Annotated in this window: 27 protein-coding genes and 1 riboswitch; of the genes, 18 read left to right on the top strand and 9 right to left on the bottom strand. The window is 64.6% G+C overall.

All coding sequences use genetic code 11. From position 1 onward, the window contains the following. The first annotated feature begins 20 nt into the window (after positions 1–20). From IVB12_RS25575 to IVB12_RS25605, 7 genes are all read left to right on the top strand, one after another. Complete coding sequence (locus tag IVB12_RS25575; protein WP_247303193.1) at positions 21–1676, top strand: bifunctional metallophosphatase/5'-nucleotidase; 1656 nt, start codon at positions 21–23, stop codon at positions 1674–1676. Positions 1677–1812: 136 nt separating this feature from the next. Next, positions 1813–2742 carry a histone deacetylase family protein gene (locus IVB12_RS25580; RefSeq protein ID WP_247303194.1) on the top strand — a complete coding sequence of 310 codons (930 nt, stop codon included), beginning with the start codon at positions 1813–1815 and terminating at the stop codon, positions 2740–2742. 73 nt (positions 2743–2815) lie between these two features. Continuing rightward, a complete protein-coding gene (locus IVB12_RS25585; RefSeq protein WP_008551229.1) occupies positions 2816–3067 on the top strand; it encodes an exodeoxyribonuclease VII small subunit in 252 nt (83 codons plus the stop codon). A 590-nt stretch (positions 3068–3657) separates the two neighbouring features. Then, positions 3658–5586: a 1-deoxy-D-xylulose-5-phosphate synthase gene (gene dxs, locus IVB12_RS25590; protein WP_247279195.1), complete on the top strand. Its 1929-nt coding sequence runs from the start codon at positions 3658–3660 to the stop codon at positions 5584–5586. A 179-nt stretch (positions 5587–5765) separates the two neighbouring features. Continuing rightward, positions 5766–6320 carry a nucleoside 2-deoxyribosyltransferase gene (locus tag IVB12_RS25595; RefSeq protein WP_247303195.1) on the top strand — a complete coding sequence of 185 codons (555 nt, stop codon included), beginning with the start codon at positions 5766–5768 and terminating at the stop codon, positions 6318–6320. Between the two features lie 28 nt (positions 6321–6348). Next, positions 6349–7083, top strand: a complete 735-nt coding sequence (locus tag IVB12_RS25600; protein WP_247303196.1) for a TlyA family RNA methyltransferase — start codon at positions 6349–6351, stop codon at positions 7081–7083. Then, positions 7076–8323: a methyltransferase gene (locus IVB12_RS25605; RefSeq protein WP_247303198.1), complete on the top strand. Its 1248-nt coding sequence runs from the start codon at positions 7076–7078 to the stop codon at positions 8321–8323. Before IVB12_RS25600 ends, IVB12_RS25605 begins: the two co-directional genes overlap by 8 nt. A gap of 93 nt (positions 8324–8416) precedes the next feature. On the opposite strand, the gene IVB12_RS25610 is transcribed toward IVB12_RS25605, so the two are convergent. Beyond that, entirely contained in the window at positions 8417–9016 is a 600-nt protein-coding gene (locus IVB12_RS25610) for a hypothetical protein (RefSeq protein WP_247303200.1), read from the bottom strand. A 108-nt stretch (positions 9017–9124) separates the two neighbouring features. On the opposite strand from IVB12_RS25610, the gene IVB12_RS25615 reads away from it, so the two are divergent. Next, positions 9125–9292 carry a nucleotidyltransferase domain-containing protein gene (locus IVB12_RS25615; protein WP_247303202.1) on the top strand — a complete coding sequence of 56 codons (168 nt, stop codon included), beginning with the start codon at positions 9125–9127 and terminating at the stop codon, positions 9290–9292. Positions 9293–9334: 42 nt separating this feature from the next. Here the strand turns inward: IVB12_RS25615 and IVB12_RS25620 are convergent, their stop codons facing one another. Together IVB12_RS25620 and IVB12_RS25625 are read right to left on the bottom strand one after the other, a co-directional pair. Further along, complete coding sequence (locus IVB12_RS25620) at positions 9335–9970, bottom strand: hypothetical protein (RefSeq protein ID WP_247303204.1); 636 nt, start codon at positions 9968–9970, stop codon at positions 9335–9337. A 179-nt stretch (positions 9971–10149) separates the two neighbouring features. Continuing rightward, positions 10150–11013 carry a DUF1194 domain-containing protein gene (locus tag IVB12_RS25625; protein WP_247303206.1) on the bottom strand — a complete coding sequence of 288 codons (864 nt, stop codon included), beginning with the start codon at positions 11011–11013 and terminating at the stop codon, positions 10150–10152. Between the two features lie 273 nt (positions 11014–11286). Then, positions 11287–11364: riboswitch (Fluoride riboswitch) on the top strand. Positions 11365–11479: 115 nt separating this feature from the next. On the opposite strand from IVB12_RS25625, the gene IVB12_RS25630 reads away from it, so the two are divergent. The 6 genes from IVB12_RS25630 to IVB12_RS25655 all read left to right on the top strand — a co-directional run bounded on the left by IVB12_RS25630 (position 11480) and on the right by IVB12_RS25655 (position 15061). Next, entirely contained in the window at positions 11480–12685 is a 1206-nt protein-coding gene (locus IVB12_RS25630; RefSeq protein WP_247303207.1) for an MFS transporter, read from the top strand. Between the two features lie 19 nt (positions 12686–12704). Continuing rightward, the gene (gene crcB / locus IVB12_RS25635) at positions 12705–13094 is read left to right on the top strand and encodes a fluoride efflux transporter CrcB (protein WP_247303210.1); all 390 of its coding nucleotides are present in this window, start codon (positions 12705–12707) and stop codon (positions 13092–13094) included. 6 nt (positions 13095–13100) lie between these two features. Then, positions 13101–13529 (top strand): fluoride efflux transporter CrcB, encoded by a 429-nt coding sequence (gene crcB / locus IVB12_RS25640; RefSeq protein ID WP_247303212.1) that lies wholly within the window; start codon positions 13101–13103, stop codon positions 13527–13529. 2 nt (positions 13530–13531) lie between these two features. Further along, a complete protein-coding gene (locus IVB12_RS25645; protein ID WP_247303213.1) occupies positions 13532–13873 on the top strand; it encodes a DUF190 domain-containing protein in 342 nt (113 codons plus the stop codon). Positions 13874–13916: 43 nt separating this feature from the next. After that, positions 13917–14222 carry an ATP-dependent Clp protease adapter ClpS gene (gene clpS / locus IVB12_RS25650; RefSeq protein ID WP_057753578.1) on the top strand — a complete coding sequence of 102 codons (306 nt, stop codon included), beginning with the start codon at positions 13917–13919 and terminating at the stop codon, positions 14220–14222. 77 nt (positions 14223–14299) lie between these two features. Beyond that, a complete protein-coding gene (locus tag IVB12_RS25655; protein ID WP_247303215.1) occupies positions 14300–15061 on the top strand; it encodes a hypothetical protein in 762 nt (253 codons plus the stop codon). A gap of 120 nt (positions 15062–15181) precedes the next feature. On the opposite strand, the gene IVB12_RS25660 is transcribed toward IVB12_RS25655, so the two are convergent. The 4 genes from IVB12_RS25660 to fabI form a co-directional block, all read right to left on the bottom strand. Further along, positions 15182–16372 (bottom strand): adenylate/guanylate cyclase domain-containing protein, encoded by a 1191-nt coding sequence (locus IVB12_RS25660; RefSeq protein ID WP_247303216.1) that lies wholly within the window; start codon positions 16370–16372, stop codon positions 15182–15184. 112 nt (positions 16373–16484) lie between these two features. Beyond that, entirely contained in the window at positions 16485–17573 is a 1089-nt protein-coding gene (gene aroC / locus IVB12_RS25665) for a chorismate synthase (protein ID WP_247303217.1), read from the bottom strand. Between the two features lie 176 nt (positions 17574–17749). Continuing rightward, positions 17750–18349 carry a histidine phosphatase family protein gene (locus IVB12_RS25670; protein WP_247303218.1) on the bottom strand — a complete coding sequence of 200 codons (600 nt, stop codon included), beginning with the start codon at positions 18347–18349 and terminating at the stop codon, positions 17750–17752. A gap of 12 nt (positions 18350–18361) precedes the next feature. Next, positions 18362–19177: an enoyl-ACP reductase FabI gene (gene fabI, locus IVB12_RS25675; RefSeq protein ID WP_247303219.1), complete on the bottom strand. Its 816-nt coding sequence runs from the start codon at positions 19175–19177 to the stop codon at positions 18362–18364. A gap of 170 nt (positions 19178–19347) precedes the next feature. Between fabI and IVB12_RS25680 the strand changes: the two genes are divergently transcribed. Together IVB12_RS25680 and IVB12_RS25685 are read left to right on the top strand one after the other, a co-directional pair. Continuing rightward, positions 19348–19836, top strand: coding sequence for an RNA polymerase sigma factor (locus IVB12_RS25680; RefSeq protein ID WP_247303220.1), 489 nt, complete (start codon positions 19348–19350; stop codon positions 19834–19836). A gap of 103 nt (positions 19837–19939) precedes the next feature. Then, on the top strand, positions 19940–20710 hold the full coding sequence (locus IVB12_RS25685; protein WP_247303221.1) for an anti-sigma factor: 771 nt from the start codon (positions 19940–19942) through the stop codon (positions 20708–20710). Positions 20711–21087: 377 nt separating this feature from the next. On the opposite strand, the gene IVB12_RS25690 is transcribed toward IVB12_RS25685, so the two are convergent. Together IVB12_RS25690 and IVB12_RS25695 are read right to left on the bottom strand one after the other, a co-directional pair. Beyond that, positions 21088–22050 (bottom strand): J domain-containing protein, encoded by a 963-nt coding sequence (locus IVB12_RS25690; RefSeq protein ID WP_247303222.1) that lies wholly within the window; start codon positions 22048–22050, stop codon positions 21088–21090. Between the two features lie 186 nt (positions 22051–22236). Continuing rightward, complete coding sequence (locus tag IVB12_RS25695; protein WP_247303223.1) at positions 22237–22644, bottom strand: RT0821/Lpp0805 family surface protein; 408 nt, start codon at positions 22642–22644, stop codon at positions 22237–22239. Between the two features lie 113 nt (positions 22645–22757). On the opposite strand from IVB12_RS25695, the gene pdxH reads away from it, so the two are divergent. Together pdxH and IVB12_RS25705 are read left to right on the top strand one after the other, a co-directional pair. Beyond that, positions 22758–23399, top strand: coding sequence for a pyridoxamine 5'-phosphate oxidase (gene pdxH / locus IVB12_RS25700; protein WP_247303225.1), 642 nt, complete (start codon positions 22758–22760; stop codon positions 23397–23399). 35 nt (positions 23400–23434) lie between these two features. Continuing rightward, positions 23435–24187 carry an SDR family oxidoreductase gene (locus tag IVB12_RS25705; RefSeq protein WP_247303227.1) on the top strand — a complete coding sequence of 251 codons (753 nt, stop codon included), beginning with the start codon at positions 23435–23437 and terminating at the stop codon, positions 24185–24187. The last annotated feature ends 74 nt before the right edge of the window (positions 24188–24261 follow it).

The raw sequence follows: 24261 nt of genomic DNA on the forward strand, positions 1-24261 counted from the left end.
GGACCGACTAATCTTGTTCCATGCGATACCCATCCATCCTTGCCGCCCTCGCTCTCGCCAGCACCCTCCCCGCCTCAGCCGAGACCGCAGCCCCGGTCGAGCTGCGCATCCTCGCGATCAACGATTTCCACGGCAATCTGCGGCCTTCGCCAGGGGGCATTCGCATCAATGATCCCGAGGACAAGGCCAGGAAGGTGATGGTGGCGGCCGGCGGCGCCGAATACATGGCGACGCTGGTGAAGCAGCTGCGCGAAGGACACAGGAACACGATCTTCGTCGCCGCAGGCGATCTGATCGGCGCGAGCCCGTTCCTGTCGGCGATGTTTCACGACGAGCCTTCAATCGAGTCGCTCTCGAAGATGGGTCTTGCGATCAGTTCGATCGGCAATCACGAATTCGACGAGGGCAAGGCCGAGCTCTTGCGGATGCAGAACGGCGGCTGCCATCCGGTCGACGGCTGCCAGGGGCCGCATCCCTTCACGGGCGCCAAATTCCACTATCTCGCGGCCTCGACCATCGAGACCGCCACCGGCAACAGCGTGCTGCCGCCGTACGAGATCAGGGAGTTCGACGGCGTTCCCGTCGGCTTCATCGGACTGACGCTGAAGGGCACCGCCGGCATCGTCTCGCCCGCCGGCATCGCCGGTCTCGAATTTCGCGACGAAGCCGAGACAGTCAATGCGCTCGTGCCGCAATTGAAGGCGCGTGGGGTGGAAGCGATCGTCGTGCTGATCCACGAAGGCGGCGAGCCCACCGGCGACTACAACGAATGTCCCGGCATCTCGGGTCCGATCGTCGACATCGTGAAGAAATTCGACCGGGCCGTCGACATCGTCGTCAGCGGCCACACCCACCGCGCCTATGTCTGCGATATCGATGGACGCCTCGTCACCAGCGGCGACAAATACGGCACGCTGGTCACCGCGATCGATCTCAAGCTCGATCCCGCAAGCCGCGACATCGTCAGCGCCAGGGCCGAGAACGTCGTCGTCGCCAATGCCTCGCTTGCGAAAGATCCGGATCAGACCGCGCTGATCGAGGCCTACGACAAGCTGTCGGCGCCAATCGCCAACCGGCCGGCCGGATCGGTGACCCAGACGCTGTCGCGCATTCCGAACGAGGCCGGCGAAAGCGCGCTCGGCGACGTCATTGCCGATGCGCAATTGCTTGCAACCCGCGATGCCAAGGACGGCGGCGCCGTGATCGCGCTCACCAATCCCGGCGGCATCCGCACCGACATCGTTCCCAAGGAGAATGGCGCGATCACGTTCGGCGATGTCTTCGCCAGCCAACCGTTTCGCAACCGCCTCGTCACCATGACGCTCACGGGCCGCCTGCTCAAGGACTTGCTCGAGCAGCAATGGTTGGACCCGAAGCGGCCACGGATCCTCCAGGTGTCGAACGGGTTCAGCTATGCCTGGGATGCGGCGAAGCCATTAGGCGAGCGCGTGATCACCGACAGGATGAGTCTCGGCGGCAGGCCGATCGAACCTGGAAGCGGCTACCGCGTCACCCTCAACGATTACCTCGCCGTCGGCGGCGACGGCTTTACCGTCGCCAAACAGGGCACCGCGCCACAATATGGCGGTTACGACGCGGACGCGCTGTTCGCGTTCTTCCGAGCGCATGGGCCGATTGGACCGCTGCCGCCTACCCGCATCCTGCGCGTGAATTGATCCGGATCGAACGGGACGGCCCGGGACGGCCCATTGCCGTTGCCGCCCAAACGCCTAGATTTGGGTTTTGCATTTGCGTTTTGGCGCCGGATGCGCCAAGCGACGCCAAGAGCCCGCATCCCATGAGGCCGACCTGATGAGCACGCTTCTCCTCTCCCACAAGGCCTGCCTCGACCACGTCACGCCGCCGGGACATCCTGAAAGGCCGGATCGCCTGCGCGCGGTGGAGGAAGCGCTGTCGCACGAGCGTTTCCAGTTTCTGGTGCGCGACCAGGCCCCGGAGGGCGATCTCGATCTGGTCACGCTGTGCCACAACGAGCATTACGTCACCGAGTTGCGCCACATCGCGCCGACCAGCGGCCAAGTCTACATCGACGGCGACACCTCGATGTCGCCGGGCACGTGGGAAGCGGTGATGCGCGGCGTCGGCGGCGCGGTCGCGGCAACCGAAGCCGTGATGACGGGCCAGCATCGCAACGCCTTCGTCGCGGTGCGCCCGCCCGGACATCACGCCGAGATCGGCAAGCCGATGGGCTTCTGCTTCTTCGACAATGTCGCTATCGCGGCGCGCCATGCGCAGCGCAAATACGGCATCAAGCGCGCGGCGATCGTCGATTTCGACGTGCATCACGGCAACGGCACGCAGGACATCTTCTGGTCGGACCCGACCGTGATGTACTGCTCGACGCACCAGATGCCACTGTTCCCGGGTACCGGAGCCAAGAGCGAGCGCGGCGACCACGACACCATCGTCAATGCGCCGCTCGCGTCGGAGGACGGCGGGCCGGAATTCCGTTCCGCGTTCGAGCATTTGATCCTGCCGCAGCTCGAAAAATTCAGCCCCGAGCTGCTCATCATCTCAGCAGGTTTCGACGCGCATTACCGCGACCCGCTCGCCTCGCTGAACCTGCGCGCCGAGGACTATTCCTGGGTGACGCGCAAGCTGATGGACCTCGCCGACAAGACCGCAGGAGGCCGCATTGTTTCGGTGCTCGAGGGCGGCTATGACCTGCAAGGACTGAAAGAATCTGTTACGGCGCATGTCGGTGCCCTGATGGGCGCATGACGCACCCGCCACATTAAGCCCGCAAAAGTCTGCTTTTTCTCATGTGAAGCGAACCGGGCAATCGGAAACGGATATGGCCGAAAATACCCAAATCGACGTCTCCAGGCTCACCTTCGAGCGCGCGATCGAGGAACTCGAAACGATCGTGAAGCGGCTCGAAGACGGCAAGGTGCCGCTCGAGGAATCCGTGACGATCTATGAGCGCGGCGAGGCCCTGAAGCGCCGCTGCGAGGATCTACTGCGGCAGGCCGAGGCGCGCGTCGACAAGATCACCACCGATGCCAGCGGCCAGGCCACCGGCACCGCGCCGCTCGACGTCCAATAAGCCAAAGGCTTCCCCACGGTTTCTGACCCGGTCGGCCCTGTAACAGGGCAGGTTGGAGCGTAGCTGCACCTTTCGTGATCGCACCCTCGCCGTTCCACGAACGTGACGGTTCCAACCGGTGCGGCCGGTACCAGATTCCTACCCTGAGAGACCAAAAAGACCCGATTCTGGCCAAAAAAGCCCGCGAAGGACCCGGCAGGCCCGGAACCCTGCGTCACGGGCCGCAGTTAACCACTCCGGCCCGCCGGTTGCATCTGCATACCCCCAATCGGCCCAGCGGGTTGGCTTTGGCCAAAGGTTTGGTGTAAAGCTGCGCGGAGTGTGGCTTTTTGTAAGCCTTGCGTGGGCATCGATTACCGACGACAAGGGCTTCAAACTGCTAAAGAAATGGGCTGAGACGGGCGAAGCCGATCTAAGTGACAGGGATCACAGAGACTGAACCGGAGCGCACTTAAGCTTACCTAAGCTGAAGACGGGGCCTTGCCCCATGCAGGTGGCTCCGACGGTTTGAGGACTCGCGCTGCGCCGATATTGAGCAAACCCATCGCGCACCGGAATGACCTTCCGGCGCTGACAAATTGGAAATCGCCGTGAACGCATACAGTAAAACGCCGCTTCTCGACACCATCCGGACGCCGGAAGACCTGCGCAAGCTGAAGATCGAGCAGGTTCGCCAGGTCGCCGACGAGCTGCGGCAGGAGACCATCGATGCCGTCTCGGTGACCGGGGGTCACTTCGGCGCGGGTCTCGGCGTCGTCGAACTCACGACCGCGATCCATTACGTCTTCGACACGCCGCGCGACCGGCTGATCTGGGACGTCGGCCATCAGGCCTATCCGCACAAGATCCTCACCGGCCGGCGCGACCGCATCCGCACGCTGCGCACCGGCGGCGGCCTGTCCGGCTTCACCAAGCGCAGCGAGAGCGATTACGATCCGTTCGGCGCGGCGCATTCCTCGACCTCGATCTCGGCCGGCCTCGGCATGGCCGTGGCACGCGATCTCTCCGGCGGCAAGAACAACGTGATCGCCGTGATCGGTGATGGCGCGATGTCGGCGGGCATGGCCTACGAGGCCATGAACAATGCCGGTGCGATGAACTCGCGCCTGATCGTCATCCTCAACGACAACGACATGTCGATCGCGCCGCCGGTCGGCGCCATGAGCGCCTATCTGTCGCGCCTCTACTCCGGCAAGACCTATCGCACGCTGCGCGATGCGGCCAAGCAGATCAACAAGCGCCTGCCCAAGATCATCGCCAACCGCGCCAACCGTGTCGAGGAGTACTCCCGCGGCTTCATGATGGATGGCGGCACGCTGTTCGAGGAGCTCGGCTTCTATTACGTCGGCCCGATCGACGGTCACAATCTCGATCACCTTCTGCCCGTGCTGAAGAACGTGCGCGACATGGAGGAGGGACCGATCCTGGTCCACGTGGTGACGCAGAAGGGCAAGGGCTATGGCCCGGCGGAAGCGTCCGCCGACAAGTACCATGCCGTCGTCAAGTTCGACGTCGCGACCGGCACGCAGGCCAAAGCCAAGCCGAACGCGCCGGCCTACCAGAACGTGTTCGGCCAGAGCCTCGTCAAGGAAGCGCAGAAGGACGACAAGATCGTAGCCATCACCGCGGCCATGCCGTCGGGCACCGGCGTCGACATCTTCAACAAGGCGTTCCCCGACCGCACCTTCGACGTCGGCATCGCCGAGCAGCATGCGGTGACGTTCGCCGCCGGTCTTGCGACCGAAGGCTACAAGCCGTTCTGCGCGATCTACTCGACCTTCCTCCAGCGCGGCTACGACCAGATCGTGCATGACGTCGCAATTCAGAGCCTGCCCGTCCGCTTCGCCATCGACCGCGCAGGCCTGGTCGGCGCCGACGGCGCGACCCATGCCGGCTCGTTCGACAACGCCTATCTCGGCTGCCTGCCAAACATGGTGATCATGGCGGCGGCGGACGAGGCCGAGCTCGTGCATATGGTGGCGACGCAGGTCGCGATCGATGACCGTCCGAGCTCGTTGCGCTATCCGCGCGGCGAAGGCCGCGGCATCGAGATGCCCGAAGTCGGCATTCCGCTCGAAATCGGCAAGGGCCGCATGATCCGCCAGGGCAGCAAGATCGCCCTGCTCTCGTTCGGCACGCGCCTCGCCGAATGCGAGAAGGCGGCCGACGAGCTCGCAGCCCACGGCCTGTCGACCTCGATTGCGGATGCGCGCTTCATGAAGCCGCTCGACACCGAGCTGGTGCTCAAGCTCGCCCGCGACCATGAGATCCTGATCACGATCGAAGAAGGCTCGATCGGCGGCTTTGGCTCGCATGTCGCCCAGTTCCTGACCGATCAGGGCGTGCTGGACACCGGCATGGTCAAGTTCCGCTCGATGGTGCTGCCCGACGTGTTCCTGGATCACGACACGCCCGCCGCGATGTACGCCCGCGCCGGTCTCGACGCCAAGGGCATCGTCGCCAAGGTGTTCGAAGCGCTCGGCAAGGACGTCAAGGCCGAGACGGTCAAGCTGGCTTGATGTTCACCTCTCCCGTTTGCGGGAGCGGTCGACGCGAAGCGTCGCGTGAGGGCTCTTTCCTCTCGGGGGTTCTCGATCGAGGAGACACCCTCTCCCCAGTCCTTCCCCGCAAGCGGGGGAGGGAGCAGAGCACGCCCCGCGGCTCGGGTCTCGATCCATGATTTTCGGGCTTTGATCCCATGAAAATCTATCTTGCAGGCCCCGACGTGTTCCTGCCGGACGCGATCGAGATCGGCCGCCGCAAGATCGATATCTGCACGGCTCACGGTCTCACCGGCCTCTATCCGCTCGACAACGCGATCGACCTCACTGCGCCCGACGCTTCGCGGCAGATCTTTTGTGGCAACGAGGCGATGATGAACGAGGCCGATGCCATCATCGCCAATCTCACCCCGTTCCGCGGCGCAGGCGCCGATCCCGGTACCGTCTACGAACTCGGCTACATGGCCGGGCGGCGTAAATTCTGCCTCGCCTATTCCAATGATGGCGCCGCCTATGCCGACCGCGTCGGCCGTTTTATGGAGGTCGCCTCCGAGGATGGACGGCTGGTCGATGCGCAGGGACTGACGGTCGAGGATTTCGGCCTGGTCGACAACCTCATGATGATCCATGCGCTGGAGCGGCATGGCTGCCCGCTGGTGACGCCGGCCGAGATGCCAATCGATGTCTGGCACGATCTCGCCGCGTTCGAGGCTTGCGTCCGGATGGCGGCTGCGCGATTGATCGCTACATAAGCAGCTCAGTCGTGCCCATGAGAGCGTAATGTCCACTCCCCGCAAGCGCGCGGACGTATTGCTGGTCGAGCGCGGCCTGTTCGAAAGCCGGGCGCGGGCGCGCGCGGCGATCGAGGCCGGGCTGGTCACGGCCGATGACAAGCAGGTGACCAAGCCATCGGAGACGATCGCCGAGGACGCGGTGATCCAGGCCGAGCCGGCCCACCCCTATGTTTCCCGCGGCGGCGTCAAGCTCGCTGGCGCGCTCGAGCATTACCCGATTGAAATCGAGGATCATGTCTGCCTCGACGTCGGCGCCTCCACCGGCGGCTTCACCGAGGTGCTGCTGGCGAACGGGGCCAGCCTGGTGTTCGCCATCGACGTCGGCACCAGCCAGTTGCATCCCTCGCTGCGCGATCATCCCAAGATCGTGTCGATGGAGGAGACCGACATCCGGTCCTACGAAGGCAAGCGCCTGCCGGCGCGGCCCGATATCGTCGTCATCGACGTCAGCTTCATTTCGCTCAAGGCGGTGCTGCCGGTGGCGCTGTCGCTGGCAGCGGCGCCCATGAGCCTGCTGGCGCTGATCAAGCCGCAATTCGAGGCCGACCGGAAGCACAACAAGAAAGGCATCATCCGCGACACCGTCGTGCACCGGGAGATCTGTGACGACATCGCAGCGTTCGCGGCCTCGCTCGGCTGCACCGACATCGATGTGTTTCCGTCATCGATCACGGGGGGTGACGGCAACATCGAATTCTTCCTGGGCGCGCGGCGTGGTTGAGCGCCTGACGATCGATCACGTCGGCCATCGCGGCGACGGCGTCTCGCTGGCGACGGGCGAAGCGATCTATGTGCCCTATACGCTTCGAGGCGAGACCGTCGAGGTCGATCACGCCGCAGGCCATCATCCCGATCGCCGCAAGCTGCTCGCGGTGGACGTCGCAAGCCCCGAGCGCATCGAGCCGTTCTGCCCGCATTTCGGCGTCTGCGGCGGCTGCGCCATCCAGCATTGGGCGGCCGAGCCCTATCGCGCCTGGAAGCGCGGCATCGTGGTCGAGACGCTGGCGCAGGCCGGCGTGGATTGCGAAGTGGCGCCGCTGGTCGATGCGCACGGCGCGGGGCGCAGACGCATCACGCTGCACGGCCGGTTCGGCACGCATGACATCCTCAAGGTCGGCTTCTCCGCGGCGAGCTCGCACGACGTCATTCCGATCCATCGCTGCCCCATCCTTGATCCCGCGCTCGCCGGCGCGCTCGATGCCGCCTGGGCGCTCGCCGAGCCGCTGACGTCCAAGATGCCGGTGACGAAACCGCTCGACATCCAGGTCACCGCCACGGCCAACGGCCTCGATATCGACGTGCGCGGCTCCGGCCCGCTGCCGACGCCGCTGGTCACGGCGCTGTCGCGCGTCGCCGATCAGCACCGCTTGGCACGACTGACGCGGCATGGCGAGCTGGTGCTGCAACGCCTGCCGCCGACGGTGAAGATGGGCCGCGCGGAGGTGACGCTGCCGCCGGGCTCGTTCCTGCAGGCGACGGTCGCGGGCGAAGAGACGCTGGCGGCGCTCGTCGCCGAGCGCGTCGGCAAGGCCAAGGAAGTTCTCGACCTCTTCTGCGGCGTCGGCCCGTTTGCGTTGAGGCTCGCCGAGAAGGCCCGCGTCACTGCCTATGACAGCGACGCCGGCGCGATCGCCGCGCTCGCGAAAGCGGCGCGCACGCCCGGCCTGAAGCCAATCAAAGCCGAGCCACGCGACCTGTTCCGCCGTCCCCTGGTCCCGCCGGAGCTGCGCGACTTCGACGCGGTGGTGTTCGACCCGCCGCGCCAGGGCGCGCAGGCCCAGGCGCTGAAGCTCGCCGCTAGCAAGGTGCCTGTCGTGATCGCCGTGTCCTGCAACGTCGCGACCTTTGCCCGCGATGCGCGACTGCTGATCGACGGCGGCTATCGGCTGGAGGCGGTGGTGCCGGTCGACCAGTTCCGGCACACGCCGCATGTGGAGCTGGTGGCGCGGCTTACGCGCTAAAGCGCAATGAGAGCAGGATGAACCGCCGCGCTTTAGGTTTTGTTTTGAGCATGATCTTTTCGGAAAACGGCTTCGCACTTTCCGGATCATGCTCTAGCGCCGCAGGCCGCCCAAAACCGGCGACTCGCCGGGGAGCATCGAGGAGTTGATGTCGCTGTCCATGCGTCCCGATTGCTGCTGGCTGAAACCGGCGCCGAACGACAGGCTGAGGTTGGGGGTCGGCTTGAACTCGACACCCGCGAACGCACCATAACCGGGCGTGGCGGTGGAGGTCAGCGGCGCCAGCGAGCTGCCGATGCCATTGCCGTACTTCAACGTATCGAAACCGGCGAAGAACGTGACAGGCAAACCACCTGCCGCCTTGGTGGTGTAGCCGAACTGCGTGCTGTCATAGGACAGCGCGCTGAAATTGGCGGCCGAACCAGCCTGGTTGAAGCCGCTCAAACCAAAATTGCCGCGCTCGCTGCCGACGAAGAAACCATTCGCATAGCTGGTGCGCCAAGCCGCATCGCCGGCATTGAAGCTCGAGAAGCTGCCGTAAGTATCGGAGTTCTGGTCCGCACCGTTACCAAGGCCGAAAGGCCCGCCGGGTATCCAATATCTCAGCGGCGCAACCTGCGCATGAACAGGTGCGCCGGTCAGGCAGAGCACTGCGAGAGTTGCAAGAGCACATGAATCTGCGACGTTGAACATTCAGATGACCGTCAAGAGTTTTGCAAATTATACTCGCCGGACCTTACCAATGCCAGCGGAGCGATCCGGCCGACGTCACGGCGCGGGCCTTCCGGAGAGTTGCACCTGATGTTCCTCGATCCCTTGCTCACCCGCCTGACCCCCATTCTTGCGGAGGTACCGGGCGTTCAGGCCGTGGTGCTCGGCGGCTCACGCGCGCGGGGCAGCGTGCATCCCTCCTCCGACTACGACATCGGGCTATGCCGAGCTCGCGGCCGCACGCGCAGGAGGGCTTGAGGGCGTTCGTGGAGCGGCCGCCGAAATGGCGAAAGGCAGCTTTCAGGCCGTCTTGTCGATCGAAGACGAGGAGTCCGCCGGCGGATATTTCGTCACCGGCACCATGAAAGATTTTGTGCCGACCTGATAGATGACCTTGCCATTCTGTCCGTCGTCGGTTGCGATCTGCGCCTGCCCGAACATGATGACGTTCTTGTAGACGGTGCCGGTGCCCTGGCGGGTGACGCCGTCGGTGGTGACGCTGACCTGGGCTTCCTTGCCGTTGACCGAGAGCACCTTGAAGCTCGCGCTCTTGCCGTTATCGCTGGAATAGCCGCCCCAGCTTCCCATGAGGCGGCTGTCGGAAGCCGGCGGTTCCTGCTTCTCGAGATTGGCGCTCTGCTTGCCAGCGCCGCCCGCCGAGAACAACAGCACCATGCTCTTACCGTCCTTGGTGCCGACCGTGACCCCGCCGAAGGTGATCAGCGAGCCATTGACCTCGGCAAAGCCCCGCTCGGTATGCCCGTTATGAGTGTACTCGACCTGCGCCCGGGCACCGCGGATGTTCACGACCTTGAAGCTGACAGGCTGGTTGTTGCCGACCCAATTGCCCTTCCATTCACCGAGCAATTTGCTCTGGTGAAAGACCCGCTCATTGGCGGGCGAAATCTGGCTGGTGCTCGAGGCGACGATGGCCATTGGTCTGCTCGGTGGACGGGTTCGACGAACCCCCGCTCTCGATCGCGCCCGACAGCAGGGTCAAAACAGCAATCGGAAACGAACTGAAGCAGTCGAATTAGGGCCATGTGCCGGTTAACGAGCGGTTAAATTCAACCGTCGGGCGGGATGAGGCGAAAGGTCCCAATCGCCGTGCGCCATTAGCGGCCCCAGCGGTCCGACCAGATCTTCTCGCCGATCATGCAATTGACGCGCGGCTCCTTGTCCGCAACCCGCATCACGGGGCGCTCCGGCGTGCGGCCGGCGACCTCCATCAGCAGCTTGGTGCGGATCGCTTCCTTGAACTTGTCGCGGTCCTTGATCGTGATGACGAAAGAGCCGGGACCGCCGATGACGCAGTCCTCGTAGTAGAAGTCGAGATTGTCGATATCCATGGTCGAATAGGATGGCTCCTTGACCATGATTGGCAGACCGTTGATGACGATGCCCTTCTCGAGCGCGGCATCGCGCGCCACCGTGACCGGGCCGCCATTGTTGTTGGGGCCGTCGCCGGAAACGTCGATCACGCGACGCAAGCCCCGGTAGGGATCCTCGTCGAACAGCGGCATCGCGAACGTGATCGCGCCGGAGATCGAGGTGCGCGAGGCGCGCCGGATCGGCGTCTTCATGATCTCGGCGGCGACCGCATCCGCGGTCTCGGGGCCGTCGATCAGCCGCCAGGGGATGATGATCTTCTGGTCGCTGGAAGCGGCCCACTCGAAATAGGTCACGGCGATGCGGCCGTTCGGACCGAGCTTCAGCGCCTGGAGGAATTCCTTCGACTGGATCGCCTGCGCGTAGCCTTCGCGCTGGATCGCGAGCTCGTCCATGTCCATGGAGTAGGACACGTCGACGGCGAGGATCAGTTCGACGTCGACCGTCTGCGCATCCTTGTCGGCAACCGGCCGCTGCGCCTGATTCTCGGGCAGCTCGAATTTTGGTCCTGGCGCCGCGATGCCCGCGACTTCCCCTCCGGCAAGCACGCCGGCCACCAGTACAGCCCCGATCGAGAACAGCAAGCGCATCGCACCAGTCTCCCGTCGTATGACGCGATGGTGACATGCAATCGCCTTGCCGCAAAGTGCGAAGATCGCTTGCGCTTCACATTCGAGTTAGGATCGGCCGAATTTGCGCAAAGCTGCCGCGCTGTTGCCGCGCTCGCGCCGCCGGAACACGAGCGGTCATATACGCACCGGCACTCCGGGGCGCTTCGCAGAGCCAAGCCCGGATGTAATGATGTGGTGTGTAGGCACACTTCCCCGCCCACTTGTCCGGCGCAATTTCCATGCTAGGCTGGACCCACAGATGGGGATGGAGTCCCCCGACAACCGCCCGGCGGTCGATGATCGTAGTGGGCTGATGACTCCTGCTTGAGGTGGGGCAATCGTTAGGCCTTCGCCTTTGGTGGGAGCATGGACCAACCCGCCGATGGCGGGTTTTTTGTTGCCTGGTGACGAAGGCCAGCAAGCCAGGGCAGGAGAAGGCGAAGACGTGACGACGACGACACCGAATGCCGCGCGCGCCTCACTGCCCAGGGGAATCTGGGTGCTCGGCTTCGTCTCGATGCTGATGGACATCTCCTCCGAGATGATCCATGCGCTGCTGCCGGTCTATCTCGTCACCGTGCTCGGCGCCTCCACGCTCACGGTCGGTTTCATCGAGGGCATTGCCGAGGCGACCGCCTCGATCACGAAAATCTTCTCCGGCGCCCTGTCGGACTGGCTTGGTCGGCGCAAGCTGCTCGCCGCGCTCGGCTATGGGCTAGCCGCTTTCACCAAACCGCTGTTTCCGCTCGCGTCGAGCGTCGGGTGGCTGGTGGCGGCGCGCTTCATCGATCGCGTCGGCAAGGGCATTCGCGGCGCGCCGCGCGATGCCCTGATCGCCGACATCGCTCCCATCGGCCTGCGCGGCGCGAGCTTTGGCCTGCGACAATCGCTCGACACGATCGGTGCCTTCGTCGGGCCGCTCGCGGCCATCGGCCTGATGTGGTGGACGGCGGACAATTTTACGATCGTGTTCTGGGTTGCGGTGCTGCCGGCCTTCCTGTCCTTCGGACTGATCGCACTTGCCGTGCACGAGCCGGCGGATCCGAGCCGGGAGCCTGCGAAGAACCCGCTCAATCTTGCCGCGATGCGGCAGCTCGGATCGGTCTACTGGCGCGTCGTCGCGGTCGGCGTCGTCTTCACGCTCGCGCGCTTCAGCGAGGCCTTCCTGATCCTGCGCGCGCAGAACATCGGGCTCAATGCGATGTGGGTGCCGGCGGTGCTGGTGCTGATGAACGTCGCTTATGCACTGTCGGCCTATCCGGCCGGCGTGCTGTCGGACCGGATCAACCGAACCGGCCTGCTCGCGCTCGGCCTCATCTTCCTTGCCGGGGCCGACCTCGCGCTGGCATTGCTCCCGAGCCTTGCAGGCCTCGCGCTCGGCGTCGTGCTGTGGGGGCTGCATATGGGATTGACGCAAGGCCTGCTCTCGGCCCTCGTCGCCGACGCCGCGCCGCCGAGCCTGCGCGGCACCGCGTTCGGCTATTTCAACCTGTTCACGGGCCTCGCCTTGTTAGCCGCGAGCGTGATCGCCGGCGCGTTGTGGGATGCCTACGGTCCGGCAGGCACGTTTCTGGCAGGGCTCGGCTTTGCGCTGATCTCGCTCGTAGGACTGCTTGCCGTCGGCAACGGTCTGGCAGCGGAGCAAAAATGATGAGGGGGAGCTTTTCGTCGTGCTGAGTGGAGTGCTTGCGATCATGATCGGGAGCGTGCTCGGCGGCTGCGCGCGCTATTTCGTGTCCGGCGCGATCGCGCGGCGGCTGGGCGAGACGTTTCCGTGGGGCACCATGACGATCAACGTCACCGGCGCCTTCCTGATCGGCATTGTTGGCGCGCTCGCGGCCCATCCCGGCTCGGTTTTCGCCACGCCCAACCCTTGGCTGTTCGCGGTGACCGGCTTTCTCGGCTGCTACACCACGGTGTCCTCGTTCAGCCTGCAAACCCTGACGCTGGCGCGGAGCGGCGAGCCAATGCACGCACTCGGCAACGTCGTGTTCTCGGTCGGGCTGTGCCTCGCCGCCGTTAGTTGCGGCTTTCTCCTTGCGGACAGTCTTGGAGGATAGCAGCACATGAGCGTCCCCTCCTCCGCCGATCGCTGGCGTAGCGCGATACTTTACACCTGGGTTGCCGGCGGCAGCATCGTCGGCGGGCTGACGCGTTATCTGGTCGGTCTCGCGCTCGACACCGGGCCGGGCTTTCCCTTCGCCACGCTGTTCATCAACGCGACGGGATCGTTGATCATCGGCTTCTACGCGACGCTGACCGGCCCCGACGGCCGCGTGCTGGCGCGGCCCGAGCACCGACAGTTCGTCATGACCGGGTTCTGCGGCGGCTACACCACGTTCTCCACCTTCAGCCTGGAGACCTTCCGCCTGCTCCACGGCGGCATGAAATACACCGCGCTCGCCTACATTGCCGCGTCCGTGATCTGCTGGCTGGTGTCGGTCTGGATCGGCCATATAATGGCGAGCCGCTATAACGGCTTGACAAGGAGCTGACCATGCAAATCCCCGCTCAGGCAGTTTCGCTCCGGATCTTCATCGGCGAGAGCGACCATTTCGACGGCAAGCCGCTCTATGAAGCGATCGTGATGACGGCGCGCGAGCGGCACCTCGCCGGCGCCACCGTGCTGCGCGGTCCGATGGGCTTCGGCAGGTCGAGCCGGCTGCACACGTCGAAGATCCTGCGACTTTCGGAAGACCTGCCGCTGCTGATCGAGATCGTCGACAGCGAGGACAACATCAACGCATTCCTGCCCATCCTCGATGGCATGATGTCGAGCGGGCTGATCACCTTGGAGAAGGTGCAGGTCCTGCAATATGGTGCGAAGGTCGCGAGCTGATCCCTCCAGCAGGAACCCGAGCCCGCCGTGTCCGGGAGGCGGAATGAACGATACCGTTACCACACCGAAAACCAGGACGAAGACCAAGGTCGAGCGGCCGAAGCTGCACAAGGTCATCCTGATCAACGATGACTACACGCCGCGCGAATTCGTCACGATGGTGCTCAAGGCCGAATTCCGCATGACCGAGGATCAGGCCTACAAGGTGATGATCACCGCGCACAAGCTGGGCGCCTGCGTCGTCGCCGTGTTCACCAAGGACGTCGCCGAGACCAAGGCGACGCGCGCCACCGATGCCGGACGCGCCAAGGGTTATCCGCTGCTGTTCACGACGGAGCCGGAGGAATAGGCGCCGCCTGCCCGCTTCGGGTCAATTTTAGCGATCCGTGCTACCGCAGGTTTAATCTCCTGTGTCACCACCATGCGATGACAGTCACACTGCGCAAACAACTCGAGCTCAAGCCGGCCCGCCCCGAAACCTCGTTCGGTCCGTTCAGGCTGCTGCATGCCCTGCCCTGGCTGATCCTGGCGGCCGCCATGCGTGTGATCGCGTTCGGCGGCGGCGCCGTGGCGTTGCCCGCAATCATCGTTTCCGACATTTCGGTGCTGCTGGCCTTCTTTGCGACGGCGCAACAATCGATCGAGGCGGCGGGTGGCCAATCCTCGCTGGGTGCGCTGACAATGGGCGAGCAGTTCAAGCTTTCCTTCTCGATCCTGTGGCGGATCATGCTCGTGATGATCGCAGCTGCGCTCAGCGCCGCAGCGGCCGGTTACGGAGCTACGTATCATCTCATGGCCGGCCTCGACGGCATGGCGTTCGATCAGTTCACCCATCCCGGACGTTTCTGGAGCGCATGGATCGCCGCGATCGTGCTGCTCATGATCGTGCGTGCCGAGCGCGACGACGGCAGGGTCGCCCTGTTTGCGGCGATCGGCGAATTCGCACGACGCGGGCTGTGGCTCGGCGCCGCCGTCATCGCCCTCGGCGTCATCAACGTGGCTCTCGCCTATGGACAGGAGGCGGTGCGTACCGCGATCTGGAACTTCTGGCAGACCTCGTCCTCGACGCAGTTCACCAAGAACCTGATCTATTTCGTCTTCATCTTCAGCTTCGCCATGCTGCGGCTGTGGATCACCTTGAGGGTGCTGACTCTCGGTCTGAAACAGTCTTATGTTCGCGACAGCTAGAGCCGCCGGCAGCGCCAGCCCTAGAGCGCGATGCGAATAGAACGAATCGTCATCGCGCTTTAGATTGTTGTTGAACATGATCTCTTCGGAAAACCGCTGCGCACCTTTCCGGATCATGCTTTAGGCCATCACCACCGGCGTCTCTTCCGCCAGCCCGTACACGCGCTGCGCCTTGGAAAAGCCCGCGATCGGAAACTCGCCGAGCTCGTGCCAGTGGTGGTGGCAGACATTGGCAAAACCCTCCGAGGCGACGACGGTCCGGCCCAGCCGCCCCGTGATCTTCTCCAGCCGGGCCGCGAGATTGACGGCGGGGCCAATGCAGGTGAAGTCCAGCCGGTTGCCGCCGCCGATATTGCCGTAGAGGATGTTGCCGACGTGCAGCGCGACCCCGAAACGGAAGCGCTCGACGGCATCGCCGACCGGAAACGCGAGCGACTCCACGCTGGCGCGCGCTTCGCGCGCGGCCTCCAGCACGCGCGCGCAGACATGGGCAGCATCGCCGACATATTCGTCGATCGGAAACACCGCGAGCAGGCCGTCGCCCATGAATTTCAGCACCTCGCCGCCATGGCCCCGGATCGCGGTGACCTGGCAATCGAAATAATGGTTGAGGATCGCGACCACCGTCTCGGCCGGCAGCCGGTCCGACAGCGCGGTGAAGCCGCGCAGGTCCGACAGCCAGATCACCGCCTGCATGGTGTCGGTGTGGCCACGGCGAATCTGGCCCCCGAGAATGCGCGCGCCGGCGCGGTTGCCGACATAGGTGTCGAGCAGCATCTCGGCGGTGCGCCGCAGGCTGATGATCTCGCTGACGCGCGCCAGCGGCGCTATGATGGTTCGGATCGCCGCGATGTCGTCGTCGCTGAAGCCGCCGGGATGCTGCGTGATCCAGCTCGTCGCGTGGATGGATCCGTCGAGAAACGGCACCGGCACCGCGATATAGTCGGTCGCGCCTTCGGCACGCATGTCGTCGAGGAACGGAAATCGCTTGCTGTCAGGATCGCTCGCGCGTCCCCTGACCTCCAGCCTCTGCTCGAACACGATGCGGAGCGGGCTGCGGGCGAATTCGGGCGTGTCCAGAATATCGAAATCGACGCTGCCGATTTCGACCTCCTCGCCCTGCCGCCATATGAAGTTGCGACCGAAGATTTCCGGATGCAGCGTGCGGATGAAGATACCGAACCGCCACAGCGGCAGGCCGGCCGCGACCAGACGTTCGCAGAAATCGGCGATCATCTCGGCCGGCTCTTGCGACGTCCAAGCGCCGTCGATCAGCCAGTTGGTAATGCGCTGGAGCTCGGAGCTGTTCATGTCCGCATTTGCGGACGAAGTTGCGGGCCCGTCAAGCTGCGCGGAGAGCTTGTGGTGCGACACGAACGCCGGCGGCGGCGTTCAGCTCTACCGGTCGGGGAGAGGTGAAAAACTAGCGTCCGACTTGGCCGCGATCGCGCAAAAAGTGGTCGGCCAGCACGCAGGCCATCATGGCCTCACCGACGGGGACGGCACGGATGCCGACGCAGGGGTCGTGGCGGCCCTTGGTGAAGATCTCGGTATCAGTGCCCTTGCGGTCGACGGTGAGGCGCGGCTGCAGGATCGACGAGGTCGGCTTCACTGCGAAGCGCACCACCACCGGCTGTCCGGTGGAGATGCCGCCCAGAACGCCGCCGGCATGGTTGGAGAGAAAGCGCGTGCCGTCGTTGCCGGTGCGCATCTCGTCGGCGTTCTCCTCGCCGGTCAATTCGGCCGCGCCAAAGCCGGCGCCGATCTCGACGCCCTTCACGGCGTTGATGGTCATCATCGCGGCGGCCAGATCGGAGTCGAGCTTGGCATAGATCGGCGCGCCAAGGCCTGCCGGCACGCCTTCGGCGACAACCTCGATCACCGCGCCGATCGAGGAGCCGCTCTTGCGGATGCCGTCGAGATAGGTCTCGAAGAAGGCGGCCTTGTCCTTGTCGGGACAGAAGAACGGATTTTTCCCGATCTCGTCCCAGTCCCATTTGGTGCGGTCGATCTTGTGCGGGCCCATCTGCACCAGCGCGCCGCGCACCTTGACGTCGGGCAGCACTTTTCGCGCGATCGCACCGGCGGCAACGCGCGTCGCGGTCTCGCGCGCCGAGGAGCGCCCGCCGCCGCGATAGTCGCGCAGGCCGTACTTCGCCTCATAGGTGAAGTCGGCATGACCAGGCCGAAACTTGTCCTTGATCTCGGAATAGTCCTTCGAGCGCTGGTCGGTGTTCTCGATCAGGAGCCCGATCGGGGTGCCCGTCGTTACCTGCACGCCGGTCTCCGGATGCGCCATCACGCCGGACAGGATCTTCACCTGGTCCGGCTCCTGGCGCTGGGTGGTGAAGCGCGACTGGCCCGGCCGGCGGCGGTCGAGGTCGCCCTGGATGTCGCTCTCGCTGAGCGGGATCATGGGAGGACAGCCGTCGACCACGCAGCCGATCGCCACTCCGTGGCTCTCGCCGAAGGTGGTGACACGGAACATGTGGCCGAAGGTGTTGAAGGACATGCTTGGCTGTCGCCTGTGCTTACTTTTTACATAAACGTTGTATGTCAACGTCGTAGCCCCGAGGGCCACGGCATTCAAGCCTAGTTCCGTCACTCCGGGGCGATGCAGAGCATCGAACCCGGAATCTCGAGATTCCCGGTTCGCCCTTCGGGCGCCCCGGGATGACGAAATCTCGCCTAATAAAACTTCTCCAGCCGGCCGTCGCGGAACACGTAGACGGCGCCCTGCTGGATATAGAGGTCGGCGGCGCTGGCGGGGGTCTCGATGCCCAAAGCCACCATCAGGGCCCGGCAGGTGCCGCCATGGGCGACCGCGACGGTATCGACCAGAAGCGACTCGTACCAATCGAGGACGCGCAGCTGTACGGCCGCATAGGTCTCGCCGCCAGCGGGCGCGACCGTCCATTTGTCGGCGAGGCGCCTTGCATAGACATCAGGATCGGAGGCCTCGCTTTCGGCCAATGTCAGCCCCTCCCACGTGCCGTAGCCGATCTCCCGCAGGCGGTCGTCGAGCGAGTAATCGGCAAGCGGCAATTCAAGCTTGCGGCGGACCAGTTCCATGGTCTGGCGCGCACGCCCGAGCGGGCTCGAGACGTAGGGCAGCGCCGCCTTGTCCTTGCCGTCGCGCCTGAACAGATCGGCCAGAACGTCAGCCGCGTGCGCGGCCTGGCTGCGGCCACGTGCGTTCAGCGGGATGTCCTGGGTGCCCTGAAGCCGCCCGAGCGCGTTCCACTCGGTCTCGCCGTGGCGCAGAAAGTAGATCGTAGGCACGGGCATTGCCGCTGAAAGTTAGTCCTTGCCACCCAGCGAGATATCAGGCGCGTCCGGGCGCTTCATGCCGAGCACGTGATAGCCGGAATCGACGTGGTGAACCTCGCCGGTCACGCCGCGCGACAAGTCGGAGAGGAAATACAGCGCGCTGCCACCGACGTCTTCGGTCGAAACGTTGCGCCGCATCGGCGCGTTGTACTCGTTCCACTTCAGGATATAGCGGAAATCGCCGATGCCGGACGCGGCGAGCGTCTTGATGGGACCTGCCGAGATCGCGTTGACGCGGATGTTTTTCTCGCCGAGATCGGCGGCGAGATAGCGCACGCTGGCTTCCAGCGCGGCCTTGGCCACGCCCATGACGTTGTAATGCGGCATCCATTTCTCGGCACCGTAATAGCTGAGCGTGATGAGCGAGCCGCCGTCCGTCATCAGCTTCTCGGCGCGCTGCGCCACCGCGGTGAACGAGTAGCAGGAGATCAGCATCGACTTCGAAAAATTCTCCTGCGTGGTGTCGACGTAGCGACCGTCGAGCTGCTCGCCATAGGCGATCGCGTGCACCAGGAAGTCGATCTTGCCCCATTTCTCCTTCAGCACCGCGAAGGCGGCGTCGATGGTGGCAGCGTCGGTGACGTCGCAATGGCCGAGCACGAGACCGCCGACCTCCGCGGCGAGCGGCTCGACGCGCTTCTTCAGCGCATCGCCCTGATAGGTGAAGGCGAGCTCGGCACCGGCCGCGCGGCATGCCTTGGCGATGCCCCAGGCGATCGAGCGGTTGTTGGCAACACCGAGGATCACGCCCCGTTTGCCCTGCATCAGACCTGAATTCTGCGCCATTTCTCAACGTCCCATCGAGCGGGTTAAGGTCTGGAGGTACACCAGCCCTCCTTCGCGGTACAGTCCTAATGCACGGCGTTAACGCTGTTTCGAGCGCCGGAATAGCCGTTTCATTCGGGTGTTATGATCGTTGAGGCGCTCGCGCCGGACACTGGGACGTGAAAACCGCAATGAATGCGTTTCGCCAGAGTGTGGAAGCCATGATCCCGGCGTTGCGCCGCTATGCCCGCGCGCTCACGCGCGATGGGGATGCGGCCGACGATCTGGTGCAGGATACGTTGGTGCGCGCGCTGCGCTCCGAGCGCCTGTTCCTCGGAGGCGACGTCAGGAGCTGGCTCTACACGATCCTGACCAACCTCAACAAGAACCGGCGGCGCTCACTGGCGAGGCGGCCGCAATTGATGCCGCTGACCGAAAACAATCCGGACGCCAGCGGGACCGAGGCCGAAGGACGCGATATCGAGAAGGCGCTGGCCACCCTCGTCGAGGAGCAGCGTTCGGTGCTGCTGCTGGTGATGCTGGAGGGCATGAGCTATCGCGAGGTCGCCGACATTCAGGGCGTGCCGATCGGCACCGTGATGTCGCGCCTGGCGCGCGCCCGCGCCCACGTCAAAGCCTCGCTGAACGGCGAGCGCCCGGCGCTCAGGCGGGTGAAATGATGGCAGAGTTGATGCATCGCGTGTTGTCCGCCCACATGCCGATGGAGCGAGCGACATTGAGCCACGAAGAACATTTTGGGCCCCAGAGCCAGAGACAACCGATATGAACGATCGCAAGATCCCGGTGACCGAAGACGAGCTGCACGCCTATGTCGACGGCGAGCTGCCGGCCGAACGTCGCGCCGATGTCGAGGCCTGGCTTGCCGCCAACCCTGGCGAGGCCGAGCGTGTGCAGTCGTGGCGCGCCATGGCCGAGATGCTGCACGCCCGCTACGATTCCATCGCCCACGAGCCGGTGCCGGCACGGCTGGAGCTTGAGCGGCTGGAGCGCCGCCCGCGGCAATGGCTCTATGGCGCCGCCGCGGCTGTGCTGGTTGCCTTCGTTGCCGGCGGCACAGCCGGGTGGGTGGCGCATGGCGCCGCCAACGCGCCCTCGACCTTCCAGAGCTTCACGGCCGACGCGCTCGACGCCCACCGCCTCTACGTCGTCGAGGTCCGCCACCCTGTCGAGGTCGGCGGCAACGAGCGTGACCACCTGCAGGCTTGGCTGACACGGCGCTGCGGCTGGACTGTGTTCGCTCCGAACCTGGAGGCGAGCGGGCTGAAGCTCGTCGGCGGCCGGCTCTTGCCGGGCCCGAACGGTCCGGCGTCGTTCCTGATGTATGAAGGCGCCTCCGGCGAGCGGTACACGATCTACGCCGCCAAGACCGAGAACGGCGCGACACAGATGCGCTATGCCAAGACGGATAAGGACGGTGCGCTGTTCTGGGCCGAACGTGGAGTTGGCTACGTCGTCAGCGGCGGTACCGATCGTGACCGGCTGACCAAGGTGGCCCAGGCCGTGTACGACCAAGCCGAGAAGAACGGGAGGTAGACAACCCGAGCAAACGCGTGCCTCGATTCCGTCATTGAAAATTTGGAATCACGACATCGGCGCGTCTCATTATCGCACCGGATGATCACGCGAAAATGCGCAGCGTTCGATCCGCCGATCGACGCGGGCGGCCTCGATTGGGGTTTTTGGTACCGCGCTGGTCCCCCTCTCGAGGCCGCACCTTTTTGTCGGCTGCCCCGCCGGACAGCTGACAGTCTCAAACATCTGCGTCGAAGCGCGACTACGCTTCAGGCGTGGGTTGAGCATCATCCTTTCGGGAAGAGAATGCTCCGATCGTCGAGGCGGGCTCGGATAGCGCCCTGTCGTTCGCGCATAACCTTTTCAAAAAACCGCTGCGCCGTTTTCCGGATCGTGCGTTAGCCGAGTCCGCTCCGTGGATTGTAGCGGTGTTGGTCCCGCCACTTTTCCATCAATGCTTCAAGCTCAGCGTCGTTCCCGTCCGGTAGCATAATCCTGATTGTCACGAAGAGATCCCCGGTTCCACCCGCCTTCGGCAGCCCTTTGCCCTTGAGGCGGAAGGTCCGACCGCTGGAGGTGTTTTTCGGCACCGAGAGCTCCACGGCGTTGCCGAGCGTAGGCACGCGGACCTTGGCGCCGAGCACGGCCTCGTACAGAGTGACCGGCAGATCGATGCGCAAGTCGGCGCCTTCGACCTTAAAGTAGGGGTGGGGCGCGATGTTGATGGTGATCAGGAGATCGCCGGGCGGATGGCCTTGCGCACTTTCGCCCTGCCCCCGCAGCCGGATCTGCTGGCCTTCGGTGACGCCAGCCGGAATCTTGACATTAAGCTCCTTGCCCGTCGGCAGCCGGACGCGCTTCTCGCCGCCCTTGACCGCCTCTTCCAGCGAGACGGACATGGCAACGTTCACGTCGAGATCGAGTCCGATCCCGCCGGTGTCGAAGTCGAACTGGGCCGCCCCAGCCCCAGGGCGCGCGCCACGCATCCCACCCCCGAACATGCTGTTGAGGATATCCTCGAACGCACCGCCGCCAGGGGCGCCACCCGCACCGCCGCTCCGGAATGTATAGCTCTCGAAACCGCCGGGCCCTGCGCGGCCGCGCGGCCCGCCGCCACCCGGAAAGCCCTGGAAGCGCGGCTTGCCCTCGGCGTCGATCTCGCCGCGGTCGAACTGCTTGCGCTTGTCCTCGTCGCCCAGAATCTCGTTGGCCGAATTGATCTCGGCGAAGCGCTCGGCGGCCTTCGGGTCACCCTTGTTGTTGTCGGGATGATGCCTCTTGGCAAGCTTGCGATAGGCGCTCTTGATGGCGGCAGCGCTGGCGCTCCGCGGCACCCCCAAGACCTCATAGGGGTCGCGCATCCGTCACGTCTCCTTCAAGAAATCGAATTGTTCAAAGGGCTCCCTGCCCCACCTGCCAGTCATGTGGGGAGAGAGTGGCATTTTTGCAACTAGGGGCGCGTGCTGACTCTAGATGGTTCGAGCATGATCTTAGCGGAAGACCGGTTCCCACATTCGCGAGGGTGGCCCTTCGCGTCCGGATCATGCTCAGCTCCGCCACGGCTTTAGCGTATGAATCTCCCAACGGCCATGGCTGCTTTGGCAGCCGGCGCCCTGGAGCCAGCTTTCGGTATTGCCGTTGACATAGCTTGCCAGAAAGTCGCGGCACTTGCGGCCGTCTTCGGCGGCATAGGATTGCGCGATCGGGGTGACCGAGCCGCGCGCGCCGGTCTCCGGGTTCTCCCAGTGCTGGCTCGAATCCTTGTCGCCCTTGCTGAGGACGTCCGAGGCAGCGTTGCGGGCGAAGGCGAGATCAGTCTCGGTCGGCGGGGCGTCCTTCGCCGGCCGCGCGATCGATCCAGTCAGGTCGCTGTCGTCGGCCCTGGCATAGGCGCTGCTGTCGTTGCGCGAAAAGCTGCAGCCGCCGGCACCAAGCCCGATCAGAATCAGCGTCATGACGAAGCCGGACGGTCGGATCGTCGATAGGCCAACGCGTCGCCATGCCCTATATAGGGCGGTAGCGGACAACAGCGCGTTTTGGGCCGCGGGACGCAATTCGGACTCCAGACATGACCGACACGACCTCGATGAAACACCAGACACCCTTAACATCCGGTGATTTCACCACCGCCGACGAGCCATTTGGGCTGTTCGAGGCCTGGCTGAACGAGGCGATCAAGAGCGAGCCGAACGATCCGAACGCGATGGCGCTCGCGACCGTGGACGCGGACGGGCTTCCGGACGTGCGCATGGTGCTGATGAAGGGCTTCGATACCGAGGGTTTCGTCTTCTACAGCCACATCGCAAGCCAGAAGGGCCGCGAACTCGCCGCAAATCCTAAGGCAGCATTACTTTTCCACTGGAAGTCACTGCGCCGTCAGGTCCGCATCCGCGGCAACGTGACGCCGGTGACCGACGCCGAGGCCGATGCCTATTTCGCCACCCGCCCCAAGCAGGCGCAGATCGGCGCCTGGGCGAGCAAGCAGTCCGAGCCGCTGGAGAGCCGCTTCGCGTTCGAACAGGCCATCGCAAAAGTCGCGGCCAAATACGTCATCGGCGAGGTGCCGCGGCCGCCGGGCTGGAGCGGCTGGCGCATCGCGCCGATGCGGATCGAGTTTTGGCACGACCGCCCATTCCGCCTACACGACCGCATCGAATTTCGCCGTGACGCGGCCGGTCGACCGTGGTCCAAGACGCGGATGTATCCTTGAGCCTTGTCTCCAGCTTTCCGACCTGAAAGATGTCCATGCCGCATTCATCCAATGTGCCGCGTCGTACGCTGCTCCTGACCGGAGCCAGCCGCGGCATCGGCCACGCCACCGTGATCCGGTTCTCCTCGGCCGGCTGGCGCGTCATCACCTGCTCACGGCATCCTTTCCCGGAAGACTGCCCGTGGGACGCAGGCCCCGAGGACCACATCCAGGTCGACCTCGGCGATCCCCAGGATACCGCGCGCGCGATCACCGAGATCCGGCGCCGGCTCGAGGGCGGCACGCTGCATGCGCTGGTGAACAACGCCGCGATCTCGCCGAAGGGCCCGGACGGCGCGCGGCTCGGTTCGGTCGACACCGACCTCGATACCTGGACGCACGTCTTCAACGTCAACTTTTTCGCGCCGATCAGGATGGCGCGCGGACTCATCGAAGAGCTGAAGGCGGCAAAAGGATCAGTCGTCAACGTCACCTCGATCGCGGGCTCGCGCGTCCATCCCTTCGCCGGCGCCGCCTACGCGACGTCCAAGGCTGCGCTCGCCTCGCTGACGCGCGAGATGGCTTCCGACTTCGGCCGCATCGGCGTGCGCGTCAACGCGATCGCGCCGGGCGAGATCGACACCTCGATCCTGTCACCCGGCACCGAGAAGATCGTCGAGCAGCAGATCCCGATGCACCGGCTCGGCACGCCTGACGAGGTTGCCAAGATCATCTACGTGCTGTGCACGGACACCAGTTCCTACGTCAACGGCGCCGAGATCCACATCAACGGCGGCCAGCACGTGTGATTGCTTTTGCCGATGATTGGGCTGTTAGCTGCTTAGGCAAGCAAGGCGATCCAGACAACGCCGCCGCAAGACCT

The organism is Bradyrhizobium sp. 179, from assembly GCF_023073535.1.
In the GTDB taxonomy this organism is placed as follows: Bacteria; Pseudomonadota; Alphaproteobacteria; order Rhizobiales; family Xanthobacteraceae; genus Bradyrhizobium.

Bases quoted from the DNA above. Each gene is read 5' to 3' on its own strand.
- IVB12_RS25575 (WP_247303193.1), top strand. From the start codon at position 21: ATGCGATACCCATCCATCCTTGCCGCCCTCGCTCTCGCCAGCACCCTC.
- IVB12_RS25580 (WP_247303194.1), top strand. From the start codon at position 1,813: ATGAGCACGCTTCTCCTCTCCCACAAGGCCTGCCTCGACCACGTCACG.
- IVB12_RS25585 (WP_008551229.1), top strand. From the start codon at position 2,816: ATGGCCGAAAATACCCAAATCGACGTCTCCAGGCTCACCTTCGAGCGC.
- IVB12_RS25595 (WP_247303195.1), top strand. From the start codon at position 5,766: ATGAAAATCTATCTTGCAGGCCCCGACGTGTTCCTGCCGGACGCGATC.
- IVB12_RS25600 (WP_247303196.1), top strand. From the start codon at position 6,349: ATGTCCACTCCCCGCAAGCGCGCGGACGTATTGCTGGTCGAGCGCGGC.
- IVB12_RS25610 (WP_247303200.1), bottom strand. From the start codon at position 9,016: ATGTTCAACGTCGCAGATTCATGTGCTCTTGCAACTCTCGCAGTGCTC.
- IVB12_RS25615 (WP_247303202.1), top strand. From the start codon at position 9,125: ATGTTCCTCGATCCCTTGCTCACCCGCCTGACCCCCATTCTTGCGGAG.
- IVB12_RS25620 (WP_247303204.1), bottom strand. From the start codon at position 9,970: ATGGCCATCGTCGCCTCGAGCACCAGCCAGATTTCGCCCGCCAATGAG.
- IVB12_RS25625 (WP_247303206.1), bottom strand. From the start codon at position 11,013: ATGCGCTTGCTGTTCTCGATCGGGGCTGTACTGGTGGCCGGCGTGCTT.
- crcB (WP_247303212.1), top strand. From the start codon at position 13,101: ATGAGCGTCCCCTCCTCCGCCGATCGCTGGCGTAGCGCGATACTTTAC.
- IVB12_RS25645 (WP_247303213.1), top strand. From the start codon at position 13,532: ATGCAAATCCCCGCTCAGGCAGTTTCGCTCCGGATCTTCATCGGCGAG.
- clpS (WP_057753578.1), top strand. From the start codon at position 13,917: ATGAACGATACCGTTACCACACCGAAAACCAGGACGAAGACCAAGGTC.
- IVB12_RS25655 (WP_247303215.1), top strand. From the start codon at position 14,300: ATGACAGTCACACTGCGCAAACAACTCGAGCTCAAGCCGGCCCGCCCC.
- IVB12_RS25660 (WP_247303216.1), bottom strand. From the start codon at position 16,372: ATGAACAGCTCCGAGCTCCAGCGCATTACCAACTGGCTGATCGACGGC.
- aroC (WP_247303217.1), bottom strand. From the start codon at position 17,573: ATGTCCTTCAACACCTTCGGCCACATGTTCCGTGTCACCACCTTCGGC.
- IVB12_RS25670 (WP_247303218.1), bottom strand. From the start codon at position 18,349: ATGCCCGTGCCTACGATCTACTTTCTGCGCCACGGCGAGACCGAGTGG.
- fabI (WP_247303219.1), bottom strand. From the start codon at position 19,177: ATGGCGCAGAATTCAGGTCTGATGCAGGGCAAACGGGGCGTGATCCTC.
- IVB12_RS25680 (WP_247303220.1), top strand. From the start codon at position 19,348: ATGAATGCGTTTCGCCAGAGTGTGGAAGCCATGATCCCGGCGTTGCGC.
- IVB12_RS25685 (WP_247303221.1), top strand. From the start codon at position 19,940: ATGAACGATCGCAAGATCCCGGTGACCGAAGACGAGCTGCACGCCTAT.
- IVB12_RS25690 (WP_247303222.1), bottom strand. From the start codon at position 22,050: ATGCGCGACCCCTATGAGGTCTTGGGGGTGCCGCGGAGCGCCAGCGCT.
- IVB12_RS25695 (WP_247303223.1), bottom strand. From the start codon at position 22,644: ATGACGCTGATTCTGATCGGGCTTGGTGCCGGCGGCTGCAGCTTTTCG.
- pdxH (WP_247303225.1), top strand. From the start codon at position 22,758: ATGACCGACACGACCTCGATGAAACACCAGACACCCTTAACATCCGGT.
- IVB12_RS25705 (WP_247303227.1), top strand. From the start codon at position 23,435: ATGCCGCATTCATCCAATGTGCCGCGTCGTACGCTGCTCCTGACCGGA.